Source organism: Halpernia humi, from assembly GCF_900108025.1.
Lineage (GTDB): Bacteria > Bacteroidota > Bacteroidia > Flavobacteriales > Weeksellaceae > Halpernia > Halpernia humi.
On record NZ_FNUS01000003.1, the window covers coordinates 207,984 to 225,041 of the forward strand.

Annotated in this window: 16 protein-coding genes; 8 read left to right on the forward strand and 8 right to left on the reverse strand. The window is 32.8% G+C overall.

Annotated elements, in window-relative coordinates; genetic code table 11:
* Nucleotide 1 precedes the first annotated feature (1 nt).
* Entirely contained in the window at nt 2-661 is a 660-nt protein-coding gene (locus tag C4S29_RS07995; protein WP_103913617.1) for a hypothetical protein, read from the forward strand.
* 6 nt (nt 662-667) lie between these two features.
* Here the strand turns inward: C4S29_RS07995 and C4S29_RS08000 are convergent, their stop codons facing one another.
* The 6 genes from C4S29_RS08000 to C4S29_RS08025 all read right to left on the reverse strand — a co-directional run bounded on the left by C4S29_RS08000 (nt 668) and on the right by C4S29_RS08025 (nt 6,033).
* Nucleotides 668-1,330: an aspartate/glutamate racemase family protein gene (locus tag C4S29_RS08000; protein WP_103913618.1), complete on the reverse strand. Its 663-nt coding sequence runs from the start codon at nt 1,328-1,330 to the stop codon at nt 668-670.
* Entirely contained in the window at nt 1,327-2,280 is a 954-nt protein-coding gene (locus C4S29_RS08005; protein ID WP_233740520.1) for an L-histidine N(alpha)-methyltransferase, read from the reverse strand. Before C4S29_RS08005 ends, C4S29_RS08000 begins: the two co-directional genes overlap by 4 nt.
* Nucleotides 2,277-3,428 (reverse strand): ergothioneine biosynthesis protein EgtB, encoded by a 1,152-nt coding sequence (gene egtB / locus C4S29_RS08010; protein WP_103913620.1) that lies wholly within the window; start codon nt 3,426-3,428, stop codon nt 2,277-2,279. The genes C4S29_RS08005 and egtB overlap by 4 nt, the downstream gene beginning before the upstream one ends.
* 116 nt (nt 3,429-3,544) lie before the next feature.
* Nucleotides 3,545-4,288, reverse strand: coding sequence for a 3-oxoacyl-[acyl-carrier-protein] reductase (fabG, locus tag C4S29_RS08015; RefSeq protein WP_103913621.1), 744 nt, complete (start codon nt 4,286-4,288; stop codon nt 3,545-3,547).
* A gap of 56 nt (nt 4,289-4,344) precedes the next feature.
* Nucleotides 4,345-5,016 carry a 16S rRNA (cytidine(1402)-2'-O)-methyltransferase gene (gene rsmI, locus C4S29_RS08020; RefSeq protein WP_103913622.1) on the reverse strand — a complete coding sequence of 224 codons (672 nt, stop codon included), beginning with the start codon at nt 5,014-5,016 and terminating at the stop codon, nt 4,345-4,347.
* On the reverse strand, nt 5,017-6,033 hold the full coding sequence (locus C4S29_RS08025) for a hypothetical protein (RefSeq protein ID WP_103913623.1): 1,017 nt from the start codon (nt 6,031-6,033) through the stop codon (nt 5,017-5,019).
* A 60-nt stretch (nt 6,034-6,093) separates the two neighbouring features.
* Between C4S29_RS08025 and C4S29_RS08030 the strand changes: the two genes are divergently transcribed.
* From C4S29_RS08030 to C4S29_RS08060, 7 genes are all read left to right on the forward strand, one after another.
* On the forward strand, nt 6,094-6,681 hold the full coding sequence (locus C4S29_RS08030) for a thymidine kinase (protein ID WP_103913624.1): 588 nt from the start codon (nt 6,094-6,096) through the stop codon (nt 6,679-6,681).
* Nucleotides 6,678-9,125, forward strand: a complete 2,448-nt coding sequence (locus C4S29_RS08035) for a bifunctional UDP-N-acetylmuramoyl-tripeptide:D-alanyl-D-alanine ligase/alanine racemase (protein WP_103913625.1) — start codon at nt 6,678-6,680, stop codon at nt 9,123-9,125. The genes C4S29_RS08030 and C4S29_RS08035 overlap by 4 nt, the downstream gene beginning before the upstream one ends.
* 3 nt (nt 9,126-9,128) lie before the next feature.
* Complete coding sequence (locus tag C4S29_RS08040) at nt 9,129-11,273, forward strand: patatin-like phospholipase family protein (protein ID WP_103913626.1); 2,145 nt, start codon at nt 9,129-9,131, stop codon at nt 11,271-11,273.
* 8 nt (nt 11,274-11,281) lie between these two features.
* On the forward strand, nt 11,282-11,689 hold the full coding sequence (ybeY, locus tag C4S29_RS08045) for an rRNA maturation RNase YbeY (protein ID WP_103913627.1): 408 nt from the start codon (nt 11,282-11,284) through the stop codon (nt 11,687-11,689).
* Between the two features lie 142 nt (nt 11,690-11,831).
* Nucleotides 11,832-13,694: a tRNA uridine-5-carboxymethylaminomethyl(34) synthesis enzyme MnmG gene (gene mnmG, locus C4S29_RS08050; RefSeq protein ID WP_103913628.1), complete on the forward strand. Its 1,863-nt coding sequence runs from the start codon at nt 11,832-11,834 to the stop codon at nt 13,692-13,694.
* 92 nt (nt 13,695-13,786) lie between these two features.
* Nucleotides 13,787-14,347: a YiiX/YebB-like N1pC/P60 family cysteine hydrolase gene (locus C4S29_RS08055; RefSeq protein WP_233740521.1), complete on the forward strand. Its 561-nt coding sequence runs from the start codon at nt 13,787-13,789 to the stop codon at nt 14,345-14,347.
* 6 nt (nt 14,348-14,353) lie between these two features.
* Nucleotides 14,354-15,178 (forward strand): class I SAM-dependent methyltransferase, encoded by an 825-nt coding sequence (locus C4S29_RS08060; protein ID WP_103913630.1) that lies wholly within the window; start codon nt 14,354-14,356, stop codon nt 15,176-15,178.
* A 36-nt stretch (nt 15,179-15,214) separates the two neighbouring features.
* Here the strand turns inward: C4S29_RS08060 and C4S29_RS08065 are convergent, their stop codons facing one another.
* Both C4S29_RS08065 and C4S29_RS08070 read right to left on the reverse strand, forming a co-directional pair.
* Nucleotides 15,215-15,859, reverse strand: a complete 645-nt coding sequence (locus C4S29_RS08065) for a hypothetical protein (RefSeq protein ID WP_103913631.1) — start codon at nt 15,857-15,859, stop codon at nt 15,215-15,217.
* A gap of 7 nt (nt 15,860-15,866) precedes the next feature.
* Nucleotides 15,867-17,057 (reverse strand): phosphoglycerate kinase, encoded by a 1,191-nt coding sequence (locus tag C4S29_RS08070; protein WP_103913632.1) that lies wholly within the window; start codon nt 17,055-17,057, stop codon nt 15,867-15,869.
* Nucleotide 17,058: the final 1 nt, after the last annotated feature.

Consider the following 17,058-nt stretch of genomic DNA (forward strand, 5'->3'; position numbering starts at 1 on the left):
TATGAAAAAAATATTACTTCTTTCCACTTTTTTCTTTGTTGCTATTTTCTTCGCTCAAGAAAAAACAAAAGCTGAAAAATTACTTGTAGAAATACAACAAGTTAAACAAGTTAATAAAAACATCAAAATGGTTTGGTGGATGCCCACGGAATATTGGAGAGCTGCAACGATAAACACCAAACAAATAACAGAACAACAACTTCAAACCCTTGAAAACATGCTGGATGATTACACCATAATTGCAGCGGGCGATTATAATTTGGGCAGCGAAATAAACGGTGTGGATTTTAATTCTTTACCTATTAGCAACAAATTCGAACTATACGATTTAAAAGGAAAAAAAATCCCTGTATTGAAAAATGCTGAAATTGATGAAAAAGTAAGTCTTTTAATAGATCGCTTTTTAAAGCCTCTTTTTGGCAAAATGTTGGGCAAAATGGGAACAGGAATTGAATTTTTTATCTTTAGCAACAAAGATTCAGCTGGAAATAAAATTATAGACCCAACGAAAGAAGGCGGCTTTAAGGTTGTTTTAAGCGGCCAATCATTTACTTATAAATTGCCTTTAGTTTCTTTGATGCCAGAAAAAACTTGCCCAATTGATCAGCAAAAATTCCCAGGAAATTATATCTATTGCCCTATTCACGGCAATAAGTTTTAAAATAATTTATGCTAAAAAAGCCTCAATCTGCAATTCTGCCATATCTAAAACCTTTGCATTTCCCTTTGTGGCAAATACGGAAAGTTCGGTGCAAGCAATCATAACGTATTGGTTTTGAGAATATTTTTTAATTAAAGATTGAAAATATTGTATTTGGCTTTCAGACGCCTTTTCATCATAAACCAATTTTCTAAAACCATCAATCCACTTTTGGTCTTCGCCCGAAGTTTGGGTAATTTTAATGTTTTCCGTACTAAATTTTTCCTTTAAATAGTCGGAATTCATAGTATAAATGGTTCCGAAAATAACGATTTTAGAAATGTAGTTTTCTTTCAAATATTTAATGGTTAAATTTACTGGATGGCAAATTTCACCACGGTAATGCATTAAATCTAATGTTTCGTGCAATGTAATATTTGGAACGATTAGTTTTGAAATTCCCAAATCTTCAATTTGCTTTAAATAGGCCTCAATTTTTGGTTTTAACACAGAAAATTGATTAGGCAAAAAAGGATTTACATCCTGAAAATCAATTTGATACAGAATAAACGGACAAGTAGAGAACCCCCCATTAATTTCATTATATTTTTGATGAATTCTTTGCAAATAATAGTTGGTAGATTCTTTTCCTAACCCTAAAACGCCTTTTATTGGTAATTCTGAACTCATTTTTTAGTTAAAATATAATCTGCAAAATAGTTTTCAGAATCCAAGAATTTTTCCTGAATTTCCATATTAGAATTTTCTAGAATTTTATTTAAAATTTTGTCATTATACTTTCGGGAAACTTCCGTAGTAATCAATTCTCCTTCGGCAAATTCAAAAGATTTATTTAATGCTTTAATGAAAACACTTTGTTTAATTTTGCTTTTTAAAAAACTTTTTGCGATGCCTTCTTCTTCCTCGTAATAGGGAAAATGATCAAATTTCTCCAGATTAAAATCAGCGCCGAATTCATGATTAATTCTCTCTAAAAGATTAATATTAAAGGCTTTTGTAATCCCTGCGCTATCATTATACGCAGGCAAAACAATGTTTTTTGATTTAATTAAATCTAAACCCAGCAACAATTTTTCGCCCCATTTTAAATTATCAGAAAGTTTGTGCAAAAAATCGTGCGCAACTTCATCATTCAGGTTTCCTAAATTTGAACCGATAAACAAAATTATTTTTGGGTTCTTGGACTGAAAAAGCGCTTCCAAAACCTGAAAATATTCGCCTTGCATGGCTTCAATATGCAAATTTGGAAATATCTTTTTGAGTCTTGTTGAAATTACATCTAAACTATTTTGGGAAATATCTACCGGAATATATTTGAATTTTAGGTGTTTTTCCAAAAGTTTTTCTAATAAATATTGCGTTTTTTTGCCGTCTCCGGCGCCCAATTCTATCAGTTCAAATTCTTGATTTTCATTGATATTAAAAGCAGAAATTATGGCCTCGCTTTGCTCCTTGAAGATTTCCATTTCGCAATTGGTGAGATAATATTCGGGCATCTCCATTATTTGTTGAAAAAGTTGATCTCCTTTCTTATCGTAAAAATACTTAGAAGAAATATGTTTCACTTTTTGGCTTAATCCGTCGTTTACATCCTTTAAAAAAGTGGTGTTTTTAGTCATTTTGCTAATCTTATTCCTGTTATTTGCCATCTGTATTTTGGGTGGAAAAAATTTCTGTAAGTTTTTCTTTCGTGCCCTTTTGGTGTGGCAGTCGAAGAACCGCGCAAAACCATTTGGTTAATCATAAATTTTCCGTTGTATTCTCCCACTGCGCCTTCAGCGATTTTAAATTTTGGGTATGGAAGATATGCGGAATAAGTCCATTCCCATCTTTTTCCCCAATTTAATTGGTTGGCTGCGACTTCCCATTCAAATTCTGTGGGTAATCTTAAACCTTTCCAAGCCGCGAATGCTTGTGCTTCGTAGAAAGAAATATGCGTTAAAATATGATTTGGCTCGATTGGCTTTAAACCTTCCAAGGTATAAGAAAACCATTTTCCCTCAATTTCTTGCCAATAAAGCGGCGATTTTATTTCGTTTTCACACACCCAATTCCAAGCTTCATCTAGCCAATATTTAAAATTTTCGTAACCGCCGTCTTTCATAAATTCTAGAAATTCCCCATTTGTGACCAAATGTTTTGAAATTTCAAAATCATGCAAATAAACCTTGTGCCGTCCTTTTTCGTTATCAAAATGAAAACCTTCGCCTTCAAAACCAATTTCATAAATACCTTCTGGGATTTTTAACCAGCCCGCCGTTTCATTTTCTTGAGCCGTCAAATTAAAGCCTATTTTGTAAACAGGATGTGTCGGATTATAAGAAAAAGTGTGTTTTAAGTCTGTAATAAGCAGTTCCTGATGTTGTTGCTCGTGATTGATTCCTAAAATAATTAATTCTTCAAGTTCAGAATTTTTATTGTTTTCTAAAAGTTTTTCGATGTGAGAATCAACATGTTTTCGGTATTCGTAAACCTCTTCAACAGTCGGTCGCGTGTTTGTTCCACGTTCGGTTCTAATCGCTCTTTCGCCGATGGCGTGGTAATAACTATTAAATAGAAAAGAAAAATGTGGATTGAATATTTTATAATCTTTAAAATATTTCTTTAAAATCATTTCCTCAAAAAACCAAGTAGAATGACTCAGGTGCCACTTTGGCGGGCTTGCGAAATCCACTGGTTGCGGAATGTAATCTTCTATTTCCAAAGGCTTACACAACTCAACTGAGTAATTTCTGGTTTCCTTAAATTTTTCTAACAATTTCTGCATTGGAACTATTTAAAATTCTAAATTATTTTTTGAAATTGATACAAATAATATTCCGTAAAGTAAAAATCACCGACAAGTTCGGTGATATTAGTAGGTTTTCTTATTTAATAAATACATTAAGTTAACATTCCACCATCCACATTTAGGACTTGGCCAGAAATATAAGACGACATTTCACTGCCTAAAAACACACACGCGTTTGCAACATCTTCTGGCTGTCCGCCGCGTTTCAAAGGAATTGCATCTCTCCAACTTTGCACGGTTTTTTCGTCTAAAGCGGCGGTCATTTCAGTTTCAATAAAACCTGGTGCTATGGCGTTGCAACGAATATTTCGCGAGCCAAGTTCTAAAGCAATAGATTTTGTAAACCCAATTACACCCGCTTTTGACGCAGCATAATTGGCTTGTCCTGCGTTTCCTTTTACGCCAACAATCGATGTCATATTAATAATTGAGCCCGATTTTGCCTTCATCATTGGTTTTACCACGGCTTTGGTTAAATTAAAAACAGAATCTAAATTGGTTTTTATGACAGCGTCCCAATCATCTTTGCTCATTCTAAGCATTAAATTGTCTTTTGTAATTCCAGCGTTATTGATTAAAATATCTATTTTGCCAAATTCTGCAAACACTTCTTCAACTAATTTTTGTGCCGCGTCATAATCTGAAGCGTCTGATTGATAGGCTTTTGCCTTTGTTTTTTGGTTTAATTCTTTTTCTAATTGTGTGGCTTTATCCACAGAGCCTGCGTAAGTAAAGGCTACTTGAGCGCCTTGCTCTGCAAAAACTTCTGCGATGCCTTTTCCAATTCCACGAGTTGCGCCTGTTATTAAGGCTACTTTTCCTTCTAATAATTTCATATGCTATTTGTTTGTATTTAATATTAATGCAGACTTACTTGATTAATAATGCATTTTTAAACATTATTCACCACCAAAACAATCTCGCCTTTTAAGGTTTTTGTTTTAGAAAACGCAATTAATTCATCAATTGTTCCGCGTTTGGTTTCTTCAAACTTTTTAGAAATTTCTCGGCTTAAACTTACTTTGGTCTCATCACCAAAAAACTCTTTTATTTGCTCTAAACAAGTGTTGATTTTGTGTGGACTTTCATATAATATGATAGTCTTTTTTTCTGCTGCCAATTGTTTCAGTTTTGTTTGGCGGCCTTTTTTTGGTGGTAAAAATCCCGCAAAATAAAATTCATTATTTGGTAAACCTGAAATTACCAATGCGGGAACAAAAGCCGTTGAGCCCGGTAAACATTGCATTTCTAAATTTTCATCTGCAATTGCTTTTGCTAAAAGATAACCTGGATCCGAAATTCCTGGTGTTCCTGCGTCTGTAATTAATGCAATATTTTGCCCATTTTGCAAATCAGAAATTACCTTTTGCGTGTAAGAATGTTCGTTGTGTAAATGATAGGATTTCAGCGGTTTAGCAATTTCATAATGCTTTAGAAGTTTCCCTGAAGTTCGGGTATCTTCACATAAAATATAATCTACTTCTTTTAAAATCCGCACCGCTCGGAAGGTCATATCTTCCAAATTACCAACAGGCGTTGGAACAAAATACAAAATACCACTCATTTAGTTGAATTTATTTTCTACCAAGGCCCAAAGTCTTTGCGCGTAATCGTCCACTTTTTGCCATCCATTTTCGTAGTAGAGTTCACTTAAATATTCTTTGGCTTCTTGCAAGGTTTTATAGGAATTTAATTGATTAATCGTGGCTCTTAAATACGCTTCATCACCTTTAAATAAAAGTTTTGTGAAAGCGACTTTATCATTTAAATCAATTCTAAAATCTAATTTCGGCTTTTCGGCTTCCATGAGTTTTGCGTCCATATTTCTACTTTGCAGAGGCGTTTTCTTTTCAATCACAGTTTCAGATAAATCAGAAAAATCGTCATCAAATAAAGATTTCACAACGCTTAAACCCTTTATTTTTCCTAATCTAAATTTTTTCTCGGCATGCGTTTCATGTTTAAAATCATTGAAAACGGGTTCTTTTTCGACACTAATCTCATCTTTTCTATCAAATTCTACTATTTTTCGGCGGTTTTCTTCTTTTTCGGCTTCATCGTTTTTGCCAGAAACTTCATTTTCTTTTTCGGTTTCTAAAATTGGTAAAATAGTGTCTTCTTTTATTTCTGTGGTAATATTTTCTGGTTTTTCTTCTTCGCTATTTTCTTGCGAGACAAAGAAATCTTCAAGTGGCAATTTCGGACGAATTTCTTCCAAATCATCTTCAATGTTTGTCGCAACCATTTGTCTATCAGCCGAAAGTTTTATTTGCGAAGTTAATTCTGCAATTTGATTTTCTTTTTCCTCTAAAGTTTTCCAATATTCTTCCTTTAACCTTTGAATGTAATTTTCTGTTTCTATTTTTTCAGCATTGCTTTTTTCCAAATTTGAATGCCGCTCTCCCTCAATATTTTTAGTAATGGAATCTAAATTTTTCAGTAAAGACACTTTTTCCATAAGTTGAAAAAGCGCGCCCTGTTCCGTTATTAAGGCTTCTGCGTTTTCAGATTCGTTTAGTTTTTGAATTAAAGTTCTACAATCTGAAAATAGCGTTTCCTTTAAATTTTGTATGGTTTGCATTATTTTATCTTGTTAAATTTTGCTTACTTTTGAAGTAATTTATAATTGCTAATTTACCAAATGTTTTTAGAAAACACAATAAATCACGCGAAACAAAGTGGATGGATGGAAGTGATCTGCGGCTCAATGTTTTCGGGCAAAACGGAAGAATTAATCCGCAGATTGCGGCGTGCAGAAATGGCCGGACAAAATGTGGAGATTTTTAAACCCAAAATAGACATCCGATATTCTGAAGAAGAAGTGGTTTCTCACAATCAAAATAAAATCAGAAGCACATCCGTACAAAGTACTTCAGAAATTTTGCTTTTAGGTTCTGGCTGCGATGTGGTGGGGATAGATGAAGCCCAATTTTTTGATGAAAGTATTGTAGAAATAGCAAATCAACTAGCAAATAATGGCATTAGAGTAGTAATTGCAGGTTTAGATATGGATTTTTTGGGAAGGCCGTTTGGACCGATGCCAAATTTAATGGCGACGGCAGAATATGTAACGAAAGTTCACGCTATTTGCCGTGATACAGGGAACTTGGCCAATTATTCTTTGCGAACTTCTTCTGGAAAAAATTTAGTAGAACTTGGCGAAACCGAAAATTATGAAGCCGTAAGTCGCCGAATATTTTTCGAAAAAATGTCGAACAAAAAAGAATGAATTATACTACTTTACAACTTGCAAAAATCACAAATTCCCAATTAATTGGTAATGAAAATTTGCACGTACAATCTATTGCGTATGATAGTAGAATTATTTTTTCTACTATTGACACGGCATTTATCGCCCTAAATAGTTTTAAAAACTCTGGCGAAAAATATATAAATGATGTTATTGAAAAAGGGGTTTGCATCATTATTTCTGCACATCAAATTTTTGACCATCCAAATATCACTTGGATTATTACCGAAAATACGACACATTTTTTACAGAAATTAGCCAAATATCATTTTGAAAACTGCCATCTAAAAAGCATTGGAATCACAGGAAGTAACGGCAAAACCATCGTAAAAGAATGGCTTTACCAATGTTTGTGGGATGAGTTTCCAACCGTAAAAAGCCCGAAAAGTTTTAACTCACAAATCGGTTTGCCACTTTCGCTTTTGCAAATAGAAAAAAAACATCAACTTGGGATTTTTGAAGTCGGGATTTCAAAACCTGGCGAAATGAAAATTTTAGAAGAAATATTCTCGCCAGAAATAGGAATTTTAACCCATATTGGAACGGCACATTCCATCAATTTTGAATCAGAAAAAGAAATTATTGATGAAAAATTAAAATTATTTAAAGAATCGCGTGTCATCATTTTTAATGGCGATAATGATTTATTATACAGCACTTTAACTCAATTATATTCTGATAGAATACTAATTTCTTATGGCAAAAACCCAAGAAATTCATATCATCTGCTTTCTGATTGGTCTACAAGCGCCAATGACATCAAGGTTAAACATAACGAAGAAGAATTTTCATTTCCTGTAAAAGTTCGGACAGAAGCAATTGTTCTAAACGCTTTATGTGTGATAGCCGTTTTAAAGTATTTTAACTTTAATCTTGATAAAATTGTTTCTAAACTAAATGCTATAAAATCCGTTGAAATGCGGCTAGAGAGCGTGGAAGGAACGCGAAATAATTTAATTATAAATGATTCTTTTAATTTAGATATAGATTCTTTGCAGATTGCATATCAATTCATTAAAGAATATCAAAAAGACAGAAAAGTTTTAATTCTGACGGATATTATAGACGTAAAAGAAGAGCCAGAAGTTCTTTATCCTTTTGTCGCAAAACTTACAAACGAGCAAAATTTTGATAAAATATTTTTAGTAGGAAATAAAATTACCAAATATTCAGAATTATTTTCGAATGAGGTGCTTTGCTTTGAAACAACGGAAGAACTAATTGATAATCAAGAATTAAACAAAATTGAAAATGCGATAATTCTATTAAAAGGCGCACGAAAATTTGAGATTGATCGTTTAAAATTGACTTTAGAGCTGCAAAAACACGACACGGTTTTGGAAGTGAATTTGAATAACATGTTGCATAATATAAATGTGCATAAAGCCTTATTAAAGCCAGAGACAAAAGTTATGGCAATGGTAAAAGCAGATTCTTATGGTTTAGGTGGATATGAAATTGCAGAATTTTTGCAGCACCACCGCATAGATTATTTGGGTGTGGCTTTTGTGGATGAGGGAATTGATTTAAGAAAGAAAGGAATTACCGTCCCGATTATGGTGATGAATCCGGAGCAGCAAAGTTATAACAGCATTATAGATTTTAATCTTGAACCAGAGATTTATAGTTTGCGAGTTTTAAAGCAATTCACTGATAAACTTCAGGAAAAAGGTGTCGAAACTCGATATCCTGTGCATATCAAACTCGAAACGGGAATGCACCGTTTGGGTTTTAAATCTTGGGAATTAGATGAATTGATTCTTCTACTTTCACAAAAAAATTTAGTAGTAAAAAGTATTTTCAGCCATCTATCTTCTGCTGATGACGAGGATCAGAAAGAATACACATTAAACCAAATAAAAGTTTTTACACAAAATTCTGATAAAATAATTTCCGCCTTAAAATATCCTGTTTTACGGCATATTTTAAATTCGTCAGGCATTGCGAATTATACTGATTTTCAATTTGATATGGTAAGAATTGGAATAGGAATGGTGGGGATTTCGCCAAATAAAACGATTGAAAAACAATTGAAATCAGCGGTTAGTTTAAAGACCGTTATTTCGCAAATTTCAGAAATTAAAGAAGGGGAAAGTGTAGGTTACAACAGAAAATTTATTGCAAATTCAAGTACAAAAGTGGCGACAATTCCTGTAGGTTATGCAGATGGAATCCCAAGATTGATAGGAAATGGCGTGGGCAAATTTGGCGTTCATAAAGTTTTAAAGCCAATCATTGGTAACATTTGTATGGATATGATTATGCTAGATTTAGGAGATTTGGTTGCAAATGAGGGCGATGAAGTAATTATCTTTAATGAAAACCCAAGCCTTAAAGAATTTTCAAGTTATTGTAATACAATTCCTTACGAAGTTTTAACATCTATTTCGCGTCGTGTAAAAAGAGTGTATATAAAAGATTAACTAATGAAAAAATTCCTGCTTCTGATATGTTTTCTTTTAGCCCAAGCTTTCACTGCGCAGGTCAAAAAAGATTTTGAAATACCACCACATCCGAGAATTGGGCTTTCTTTAAGCGGCGGCGGCGCAAAAGGATTTGCACATATTGGTGTTTTAAAAGTTTTAGATTCGCTGGGAATTAAAATAGATTATATTTCTGGGACATCTATGGGCGCTATTGTCGGGGGACTTTATGCTTCAGGGTATTCGGGTAAAGAAATAGAAAAAATTGTTTTAGATACAGATTTTTACAACATTATTGCAAATGAAAGAACACGGCAAGAAACATCTTTTTTAAATAAATCTATAGATAAATATATCTTCTCTATTCCAGTCAATAATGGCAAGTTTAATGTTTTACCAAAGGCAATTTCCACTGGCCAAAAGAATATTTACCTTTTGAAAGAACTTTTTAGAAATGTTTCTACTATTAATGATTTTTCTAAATTGCCGATTCCTTTTATGTGTGTGGCGACTAACCTAGAAACGGGCTCTGTAAACATTTTAGAAAAGGGAGATTTATCGCAAGCCATCATGGCCAGTTCAGCATTTCCTGGTTTGATGGATCCGGTAAAAATTGGCGACAGTTTGTACATTGATGGTGCAATGACCATCAATTATCCGTCTAAGCCACTAAAAGACAAAGGCATAGATATCGTAATTGGCGTAGATCTTAGCCAAGGTTTGGCAAAGCGAGATAATTTGAATAGTGCATTATCGATTCTAAATCAAGTGATAGATTTTGGTATTCAGCGAGAAACTAAAAATCAATATAAATATACAGATATCAATATTCATCCAAATTTAGCCGGTCTTGGCGCAACAAGTTATGATGCAAAAAAACAAATTTTAGATTCCGGATTTGTAGAAGCAAAAAAATATATTTCTATCCTTAAAGAACTTCCAAAAAAAACAGATACAATCCTACGTGCACCAATGAACGGTATTTATGCCAATGTTTATAAAATTGATAGTTTGCAACTTGTTAATAATAACATTTTCAATCGCTCTTACGTTCGCGGGAAAATGAACCTTAAAACCCCTGCTCTTCTCACTTACGGAAATATCAATAAAATGATTGATAAATTGTACGCTACAAACAATTATAAACTCATAAATTATGATATAATACAAAGTGATAATCATAATATTCTCCGAGTAGATGTTCAAGAAGATGATACCCGTTTATTTTTAAAATTTGGTCTGCATTACGATGAAATATTTAAAACTGGCCTACTCTTAAATGCAACAGTAAAAAGGCTTTTCTTCAGAAATTCTACTATTTCTTTAGACGGTATAATTGGTGATAAACCACGCTATTATTTCAACTATTTTATTGATAATGGATACATTCCGGGTTTTGGTGTGTATGCATCGGGAATGAGTTTTAACACTAAAAATAGCGATGGAGAAAATAATCAACCCACCAATTGGTTTCGAACTGAAGCATACATACAATCGGTTTACAAAGACCGCTACGCCTTAGGTGGCGGTATTAGCAATGATATATTTAAAACAAATGGCATACAAACCCAAACTTTTTACAACGCCTACGTCTTTCTAAAAAGTGACACCCAAGATGATAAAGAATTCCCAACGCGGGGCTTTTATCTAAATGCCGAAGGTAAAATTTTAGATTTATTTAATAAAAATATCTCAACAAAATCCTACCAAGCAAAAGCAGATTTGCGCCTTCATTTCCCTCTAAATACAAAATTCACCTATTCTTTACGACTTTTTACAGGTTTCACCGTAGGTGTAGAACGCTATACAAATTACGAATTCGGAATAGGTGGTATCTTTGAGCAAAATCTAGGCAATTTTGTATCCTTTCAAGCCTATCAATTCGGACAAGTTAGAAACAGCAATATTCTACTTGCTTCGAACAACCTGCAATATAGTGTTTCTAAAAACTTCTTTTTAACAGGAAATTTTAGTATTTCAAATCTCTTTAGTGAAATTCAACTAAAAGAATTTCTAAATATTAGATATAAATCCGCAGGTTTAGGCCTTGGCTATAAATCGCCTTTCGGACAAATAAAATTAAATTACAGCCATCCTTTAAATAATCAAAAAGGTATTTTTAATGTGATTTTAGGTCACTATTTTTAAAATGAATTATGATAAATTACTTCTTTGAAAACATAGAAAAGATAGAAATCTCCTCCAAAATTTCACCTTGGCTAGAACAAATCATTCTTACCGAAAACAAAAAAACGGGCGATATTAACTATATTTTTGCAGATGATGCCTATATTTTGAAGATCAACCAAGACTATCTGAAGCACGATTATTATACAGATATCATCACATTCGATTATGTAAAAGGCAAAACAATAAGCGGCGATATTTTCGTATCTTTGCCGCGCATTTCAGATAATGCCAAAATGCTAAATAAAGACTTGGAAAGGGAGTTTCTCCGAGTTTTAGCACACGGTATTCTTCACCTATGTGGATATAAAGATAAATCTAAAGAAGAAATTTCTGTAATGCGAGACAAGGAAGATTTTTATATAAATATTTTTTAGGAGCTATTTCCTGCTTTCCGTTACAATCTTTTTTGTTGCTGTTCCAGCATCAAAAAAGGATTTCCACTGCAATCAGGGCTAGTTACAACTTTCGCTTCTAATGAATTTTTATAAATGTTTCACGTGAAACAATTTTAAAATTATGATAAACGAAATATACGACGTTATCGTTGTTGGCGGAGGTCACGCTGGTTGTGAAGCCGCTGCAGCCGCTGCAAATTTAGGGTCAAAAACACTTTTGGTAACTATGAACATGCAAACCATCGGGCAGATGAGTTGCAACCCCGCAATGGGCGGAATAGCCAAAGGACAAATTGTGCGCGAAATAGACGCAATGGGCGGCTATTCAGGAATAGTAGCCGATAAATCTGCCATACAGTTTAAAATGCTCAATCTTTCCAAAGGTCCCGCAATGTGGTCTCCCAGAACACAAAACGATAGAATGCTCTTCGCAGAAGAATGGAGAATTGCCCTAGAACAAACACCAAATCTCGATTTCTTTCAAGATATGGTAAAAGAATTAATCATCGAAAACAACCAAGTTTGTGGCGTAAAAACATCATTAGGAATATCAATAAAATCTAAATCTGTTGTCTTAACGAATGGTACATTCCTAAATGGCTTAATCCACGTTGGCGATAAGCAATTAGGCGGGGGTAGAATGGGCGAACCAAAATCATTTGGCATCACAGAACAACTGGTAAGTTTAGGCTTTGAAGCAGGAAGAATGAAAACCGGTACTCCACCAAGAATTGATGGTAGAACACTGGATTACAGCAAAATGGAAGAACAAAAAGGGGACGAAAATCCGCAAAAATTTAGCTTTACAGACACTCCAAAAATTACAAAACAATTAAGTTGTCATATTGCGTACACCAACGAAAAAGTACACGATATTTTACGCACTGGCTTCGAAAAATCACCTATGTTTAATGGTACAATCCAAAGTATAGGTCCTAGATATTGCCCAAGTATTGAAGATAAAATAAATAGATTTGCAGAACGAAACCGCCATCAACTTTTTGCAGAACCAGAAGGCTGGAGAACAGTAGAAATCTATTTGAATGGTTTTAGTTCATCTTTACCAGAAGATGTTCAAATAAAAGCAATGCAAGCCATTCCAGGCTTTGAAAATGCAAAAGTTTTCCGCCCAGGATACGCCATCGAATATGATTACTTCCCGCCTACTCAACTTAGCCATACTTTGGAAACAAAATTAATAGAAAACCTATATTTCGCCGGACAAATAAACGGAACTACTGGCTACGAAGAAGCGGCCGGACAAGGCTTAATTGCAGGTATAAATGCACATAACAAAGTACATGAAAAACCAGAATTTATACTAAACAGAGACGAAGCCTACATCGGTGTTCTAATAGATGACCTAATTACAAAAGGAACCGAAGAACCTTACCGAATGTTCACATCCAGAGCAGAATACCGCTTACTTTTAAGACAAGATAATGCAGATATTCGTTTAACTGAAAAATCATTTAAAATAGGTTTAGCAAAAGAAGAACGTTTAAGAAAAGTTGAAGAAAAAATAAATAAAAGTTCTGAATTAGAAGCATATTTGGCTAAAACTTCTTTAAAACCAAGCATTATAAACCCTGTTCTAGAAAGTGTAGAATCTGCACCCGTCGATCAAGCCTACCGCGCAACACAAATATTAACTCGTCCAAATGTGACGCTGAAAACTTTAGAAGACATACCCGATTTAAAAGAAAATATTGAGAGATATTCAGCAGAAGTGCAAGAGCAAGCACAAATAAATATTAAATATAAAGGCTATATAGAAAAAGAAAAAGCCAACGTAGATAAACTCACACGATTAGAAAACATCAAAATATCCGAAACTTTTGAATACTTAAATATTAAATCACTATCTATGGAAGCGCGCCAAAAACTGACTAAAATAAGACCAAAAACATTAGCGCAAGCAGGTAGAATAAGTGGCGTATCGCCTTCTGACATTAATGTCTTGATTATTTATATCGGTAAATAAAACAAAATGTTTCACGTGAAACATTATCTTATATGAAACACTATTTCTTATTCTTTGTTCTTGTTTTAATTCAAAGTTGCGCAGTTACAAACTTGAAGAAAATACATAATGGCGATTTATTATTTGTAGAAGCAAAAAAAGAAAATCTATCTGGCGCCATCAGCCGCGTAACAGAAAATGATAATTCTATTTCTTTCGATCATATTGCAATTGTAGAAAGAAAAAATAATAAAATAAATGTATTAGAGGCCTCTATAAAAAATGGTTCCAACAAACTTCCATATAGAGAATTCTTAAAAGAACATAAGGAAACCAAAATCCTACTCTATCGTCTAAAACCTGAATATCAATATTCAATTCCCAATGCATTAGCAAAAGCAAATTCAATGCTCGGTAAACCCTACAATACTTCTTACATATTAAATGATGATTCTTATTATTGCTCAGATTTTATAGAAAGAAGTTTTAGAAATGACAAAATATTTGAGTTAAAACCAATGACATTCATTAACCCCAAAACTGGCAAAACAGATGAATTTTGGTTAACCTTTTACAAAAAATTAGGCTTGGAAGTTCCAGAAGGAAAACTAGGTTGTAACCCAAACGGGCTTTCACAATCAAATAAAATTGAAAAAATAGCAGTCTTAAATTAAATTTTTATGGAAATAAAAGACCATTTTCTTACCCAAGAATTATTCGAAATAAAAGAAACGGAAATAAAAGGCGTTTTTAAAACTACACCCATTCCGGCTGATATTTCGAAATATTACGATAGTAAGGATTATATTTCTCATCATCAAGATTCGGGAAGCTTAAAGGAAAAATTCTATAAATATTTGCAAGGATTTAATTTAAAATATAAAAAAAATATTCTTTCAAAATTTATTCAAACCGGTCCAAAAATCTTAGATTATGGTTGCGGCGCAGGAGAATTTTTGAAATATATAGAAACAAATTTTCAAACTTTAGGTTTTGAACCAAATGCATCTGCTAGAAATTCGGCTTTACAAAAACTAACAAAAACTAAAATAATTGATGACTTAAATTTAGTTGAAAATGAAAGTTTAGACGCCATTACTTTATGGCATGTTTTCGAACATGTAGAAAATCAAGATGAAATTTTAGACTTATTTCATCAAAAATTAAAAGAAGGCGGAATTTTAATTATTGCCGTTCCAAACCCCGATTCTTTTGATGCAAAACATTATGGAAAATTTTGGGCGGCTTATGATGTTCCGCGTCATATTTTTCATTTTACAAAAAGCGGAATGGAAAATTTAATTAAAGCAAAAAGCGAAAATTGGAATCTAAAAAAAATTCGCCCTCTTCTACTCGATTCTTTTTATATTTCAATGTTGAGCGAAAAATATAAAAAATCTTCTCTATTTTGGGTAAAAGGTTTCATTTTTGGAGCGATTTCTAATTTTAAGGCCTCAAAAAACTACGAATTTTCTAGTTTGATATATATTATCGAAAAAAAGTAGATAATTGAATTTTGACAGGTTTATGAAAGCGAAATTTTACCAGAAATTGCCATTTTTTAAAATTCTATGAATTCTTTCTTCCGAAAAATGACTTTCGATTTTTAAAGTATCTTGGTAAATGAATTTTTTTATTTCTTTAGTTTTAAAATTTATTTCAGAAATTATAGGTTTTCTATTTTCTGAACTTTCAAGCAAAACTAAAATATCATCATTTTTCCAGTAAGCATTTTCTACCCAAACCGAAGAACCCAAAAAATCTATTCTCTCAATAGATTTTTTTGAGATATCTACAAGATTAATTTCTTGGTCTAACGCAAAATTAATTTTACCATCGGCTAAATTCCAATTATAACCATCAAAATCTAAATATTTATCTTTTGCTTTATTGAATATTAAAAAGTTGGTATAAACTTTATCAAATTTCTTATCAAAAATTCCATACACATTTCCTTTTCTAAAAATTAAGGCTTTCTTTGAAGTAAATTCAAATTTATTTAATGAAAATTTAGAATCTAATTTTTTGTAATAATCAACCCAATTTTTTAAAATTAAATTATCATCGCTTGCAAAAAATAAATCTTTATTTTTAGTCTCGAAATTTTGAGAATTATACTTATCTGATTTTGAACAACTTAAAATTACAAAACAAGAAAATAGCGAAATTAAAAAAAGTTTTCTCACAAGATTTCTATTTCGTAATCGCAGCCACGCCAGGAAGTTCTAATCCTTCCAAACTTTCCAACATCGCACCACCACCAGTGGAAACATAACTTACTTTATCTTCGTAACCGAATTGTTTCACGAACGCAACGCTATCTCCACCGCCAACTAAAGAAAAAGCACCCATTTTAGTAGCTTCAGCAATACTATCGCCTAAAGCAATTGTTCCATTTGCAAAATTATCCATTTCAAAAACGCCAATTGGTCCATTCCATAAAATGGTTTTAGAATTAATGATCACATCATTAAATAACAAACGCGTTTTAGAACCCGCGTCAAGCCCCATCCAGCCTTCAGGAATTTCATAGATATTGACTTCTTGCTGCTCGGCTTCATTATTAAATTCTTTCGCAACAATCGTGTCTGTAGGTAAATACACTTTCACATTATGTTTTTTCGCCTCTTCCAAAATCTCTAATGCCAATTGCATTTTATCATCTTCTATCAAAGAATTTCCAATGTGGCCACCTTGCGCTTTTATAAAAGTAAAAGCCATTCCACCGCCGATAATTAAATTATCTATTGCTGGTAAAATGTTTTCAATAATTGTAATTTTTGTGGACACTTTAGATCCACCAAGAATTGCAGTAACCGGTTTTTCACCAGAATTTAATACTTTATCTATTGCTTTTAATTCATTTTCCATCAATAAACCGAAAAATTTAGTTTCAGGGAAAAATTGCGCAATTACCGCAGTTGAAGCATGCTCTCTATGTGCTGTTCCAAAGGCATCGTTTACATATACATCTCCGTATTTTGATAATTTTTCAGCAAAATCTTTATCGCCTTTTTCTTCTTGGCTATAAAATCTTAGATTTTCTAAAAGTAATATTTCTCCACCTTTAAGCTCAGACACCAACTCCTGAGTCTTATCTCCTAAAGCGTCTTCAGCAAATTTTAATTTTCGTCCCAAAACCTTTTCAATCTCTGGAATTATATTTTTTAAAGAGTATTTTTCATTCTTTTCACCTTTTGGTCTGCCAAGGTGAGTCATCAAAATTACAGCACCACCTCCATTCAAAATTAAATCTAAAGTTGGTTTCACTGCGGAAATTCTAGTTCCATCTGTAACCTCTAAATTCTCATTTTGCGGCACATTAAAATCCACACGAACTAAAACTTTTTTATCTTTGAAATCGAAATCTGAAATATTTTTCATG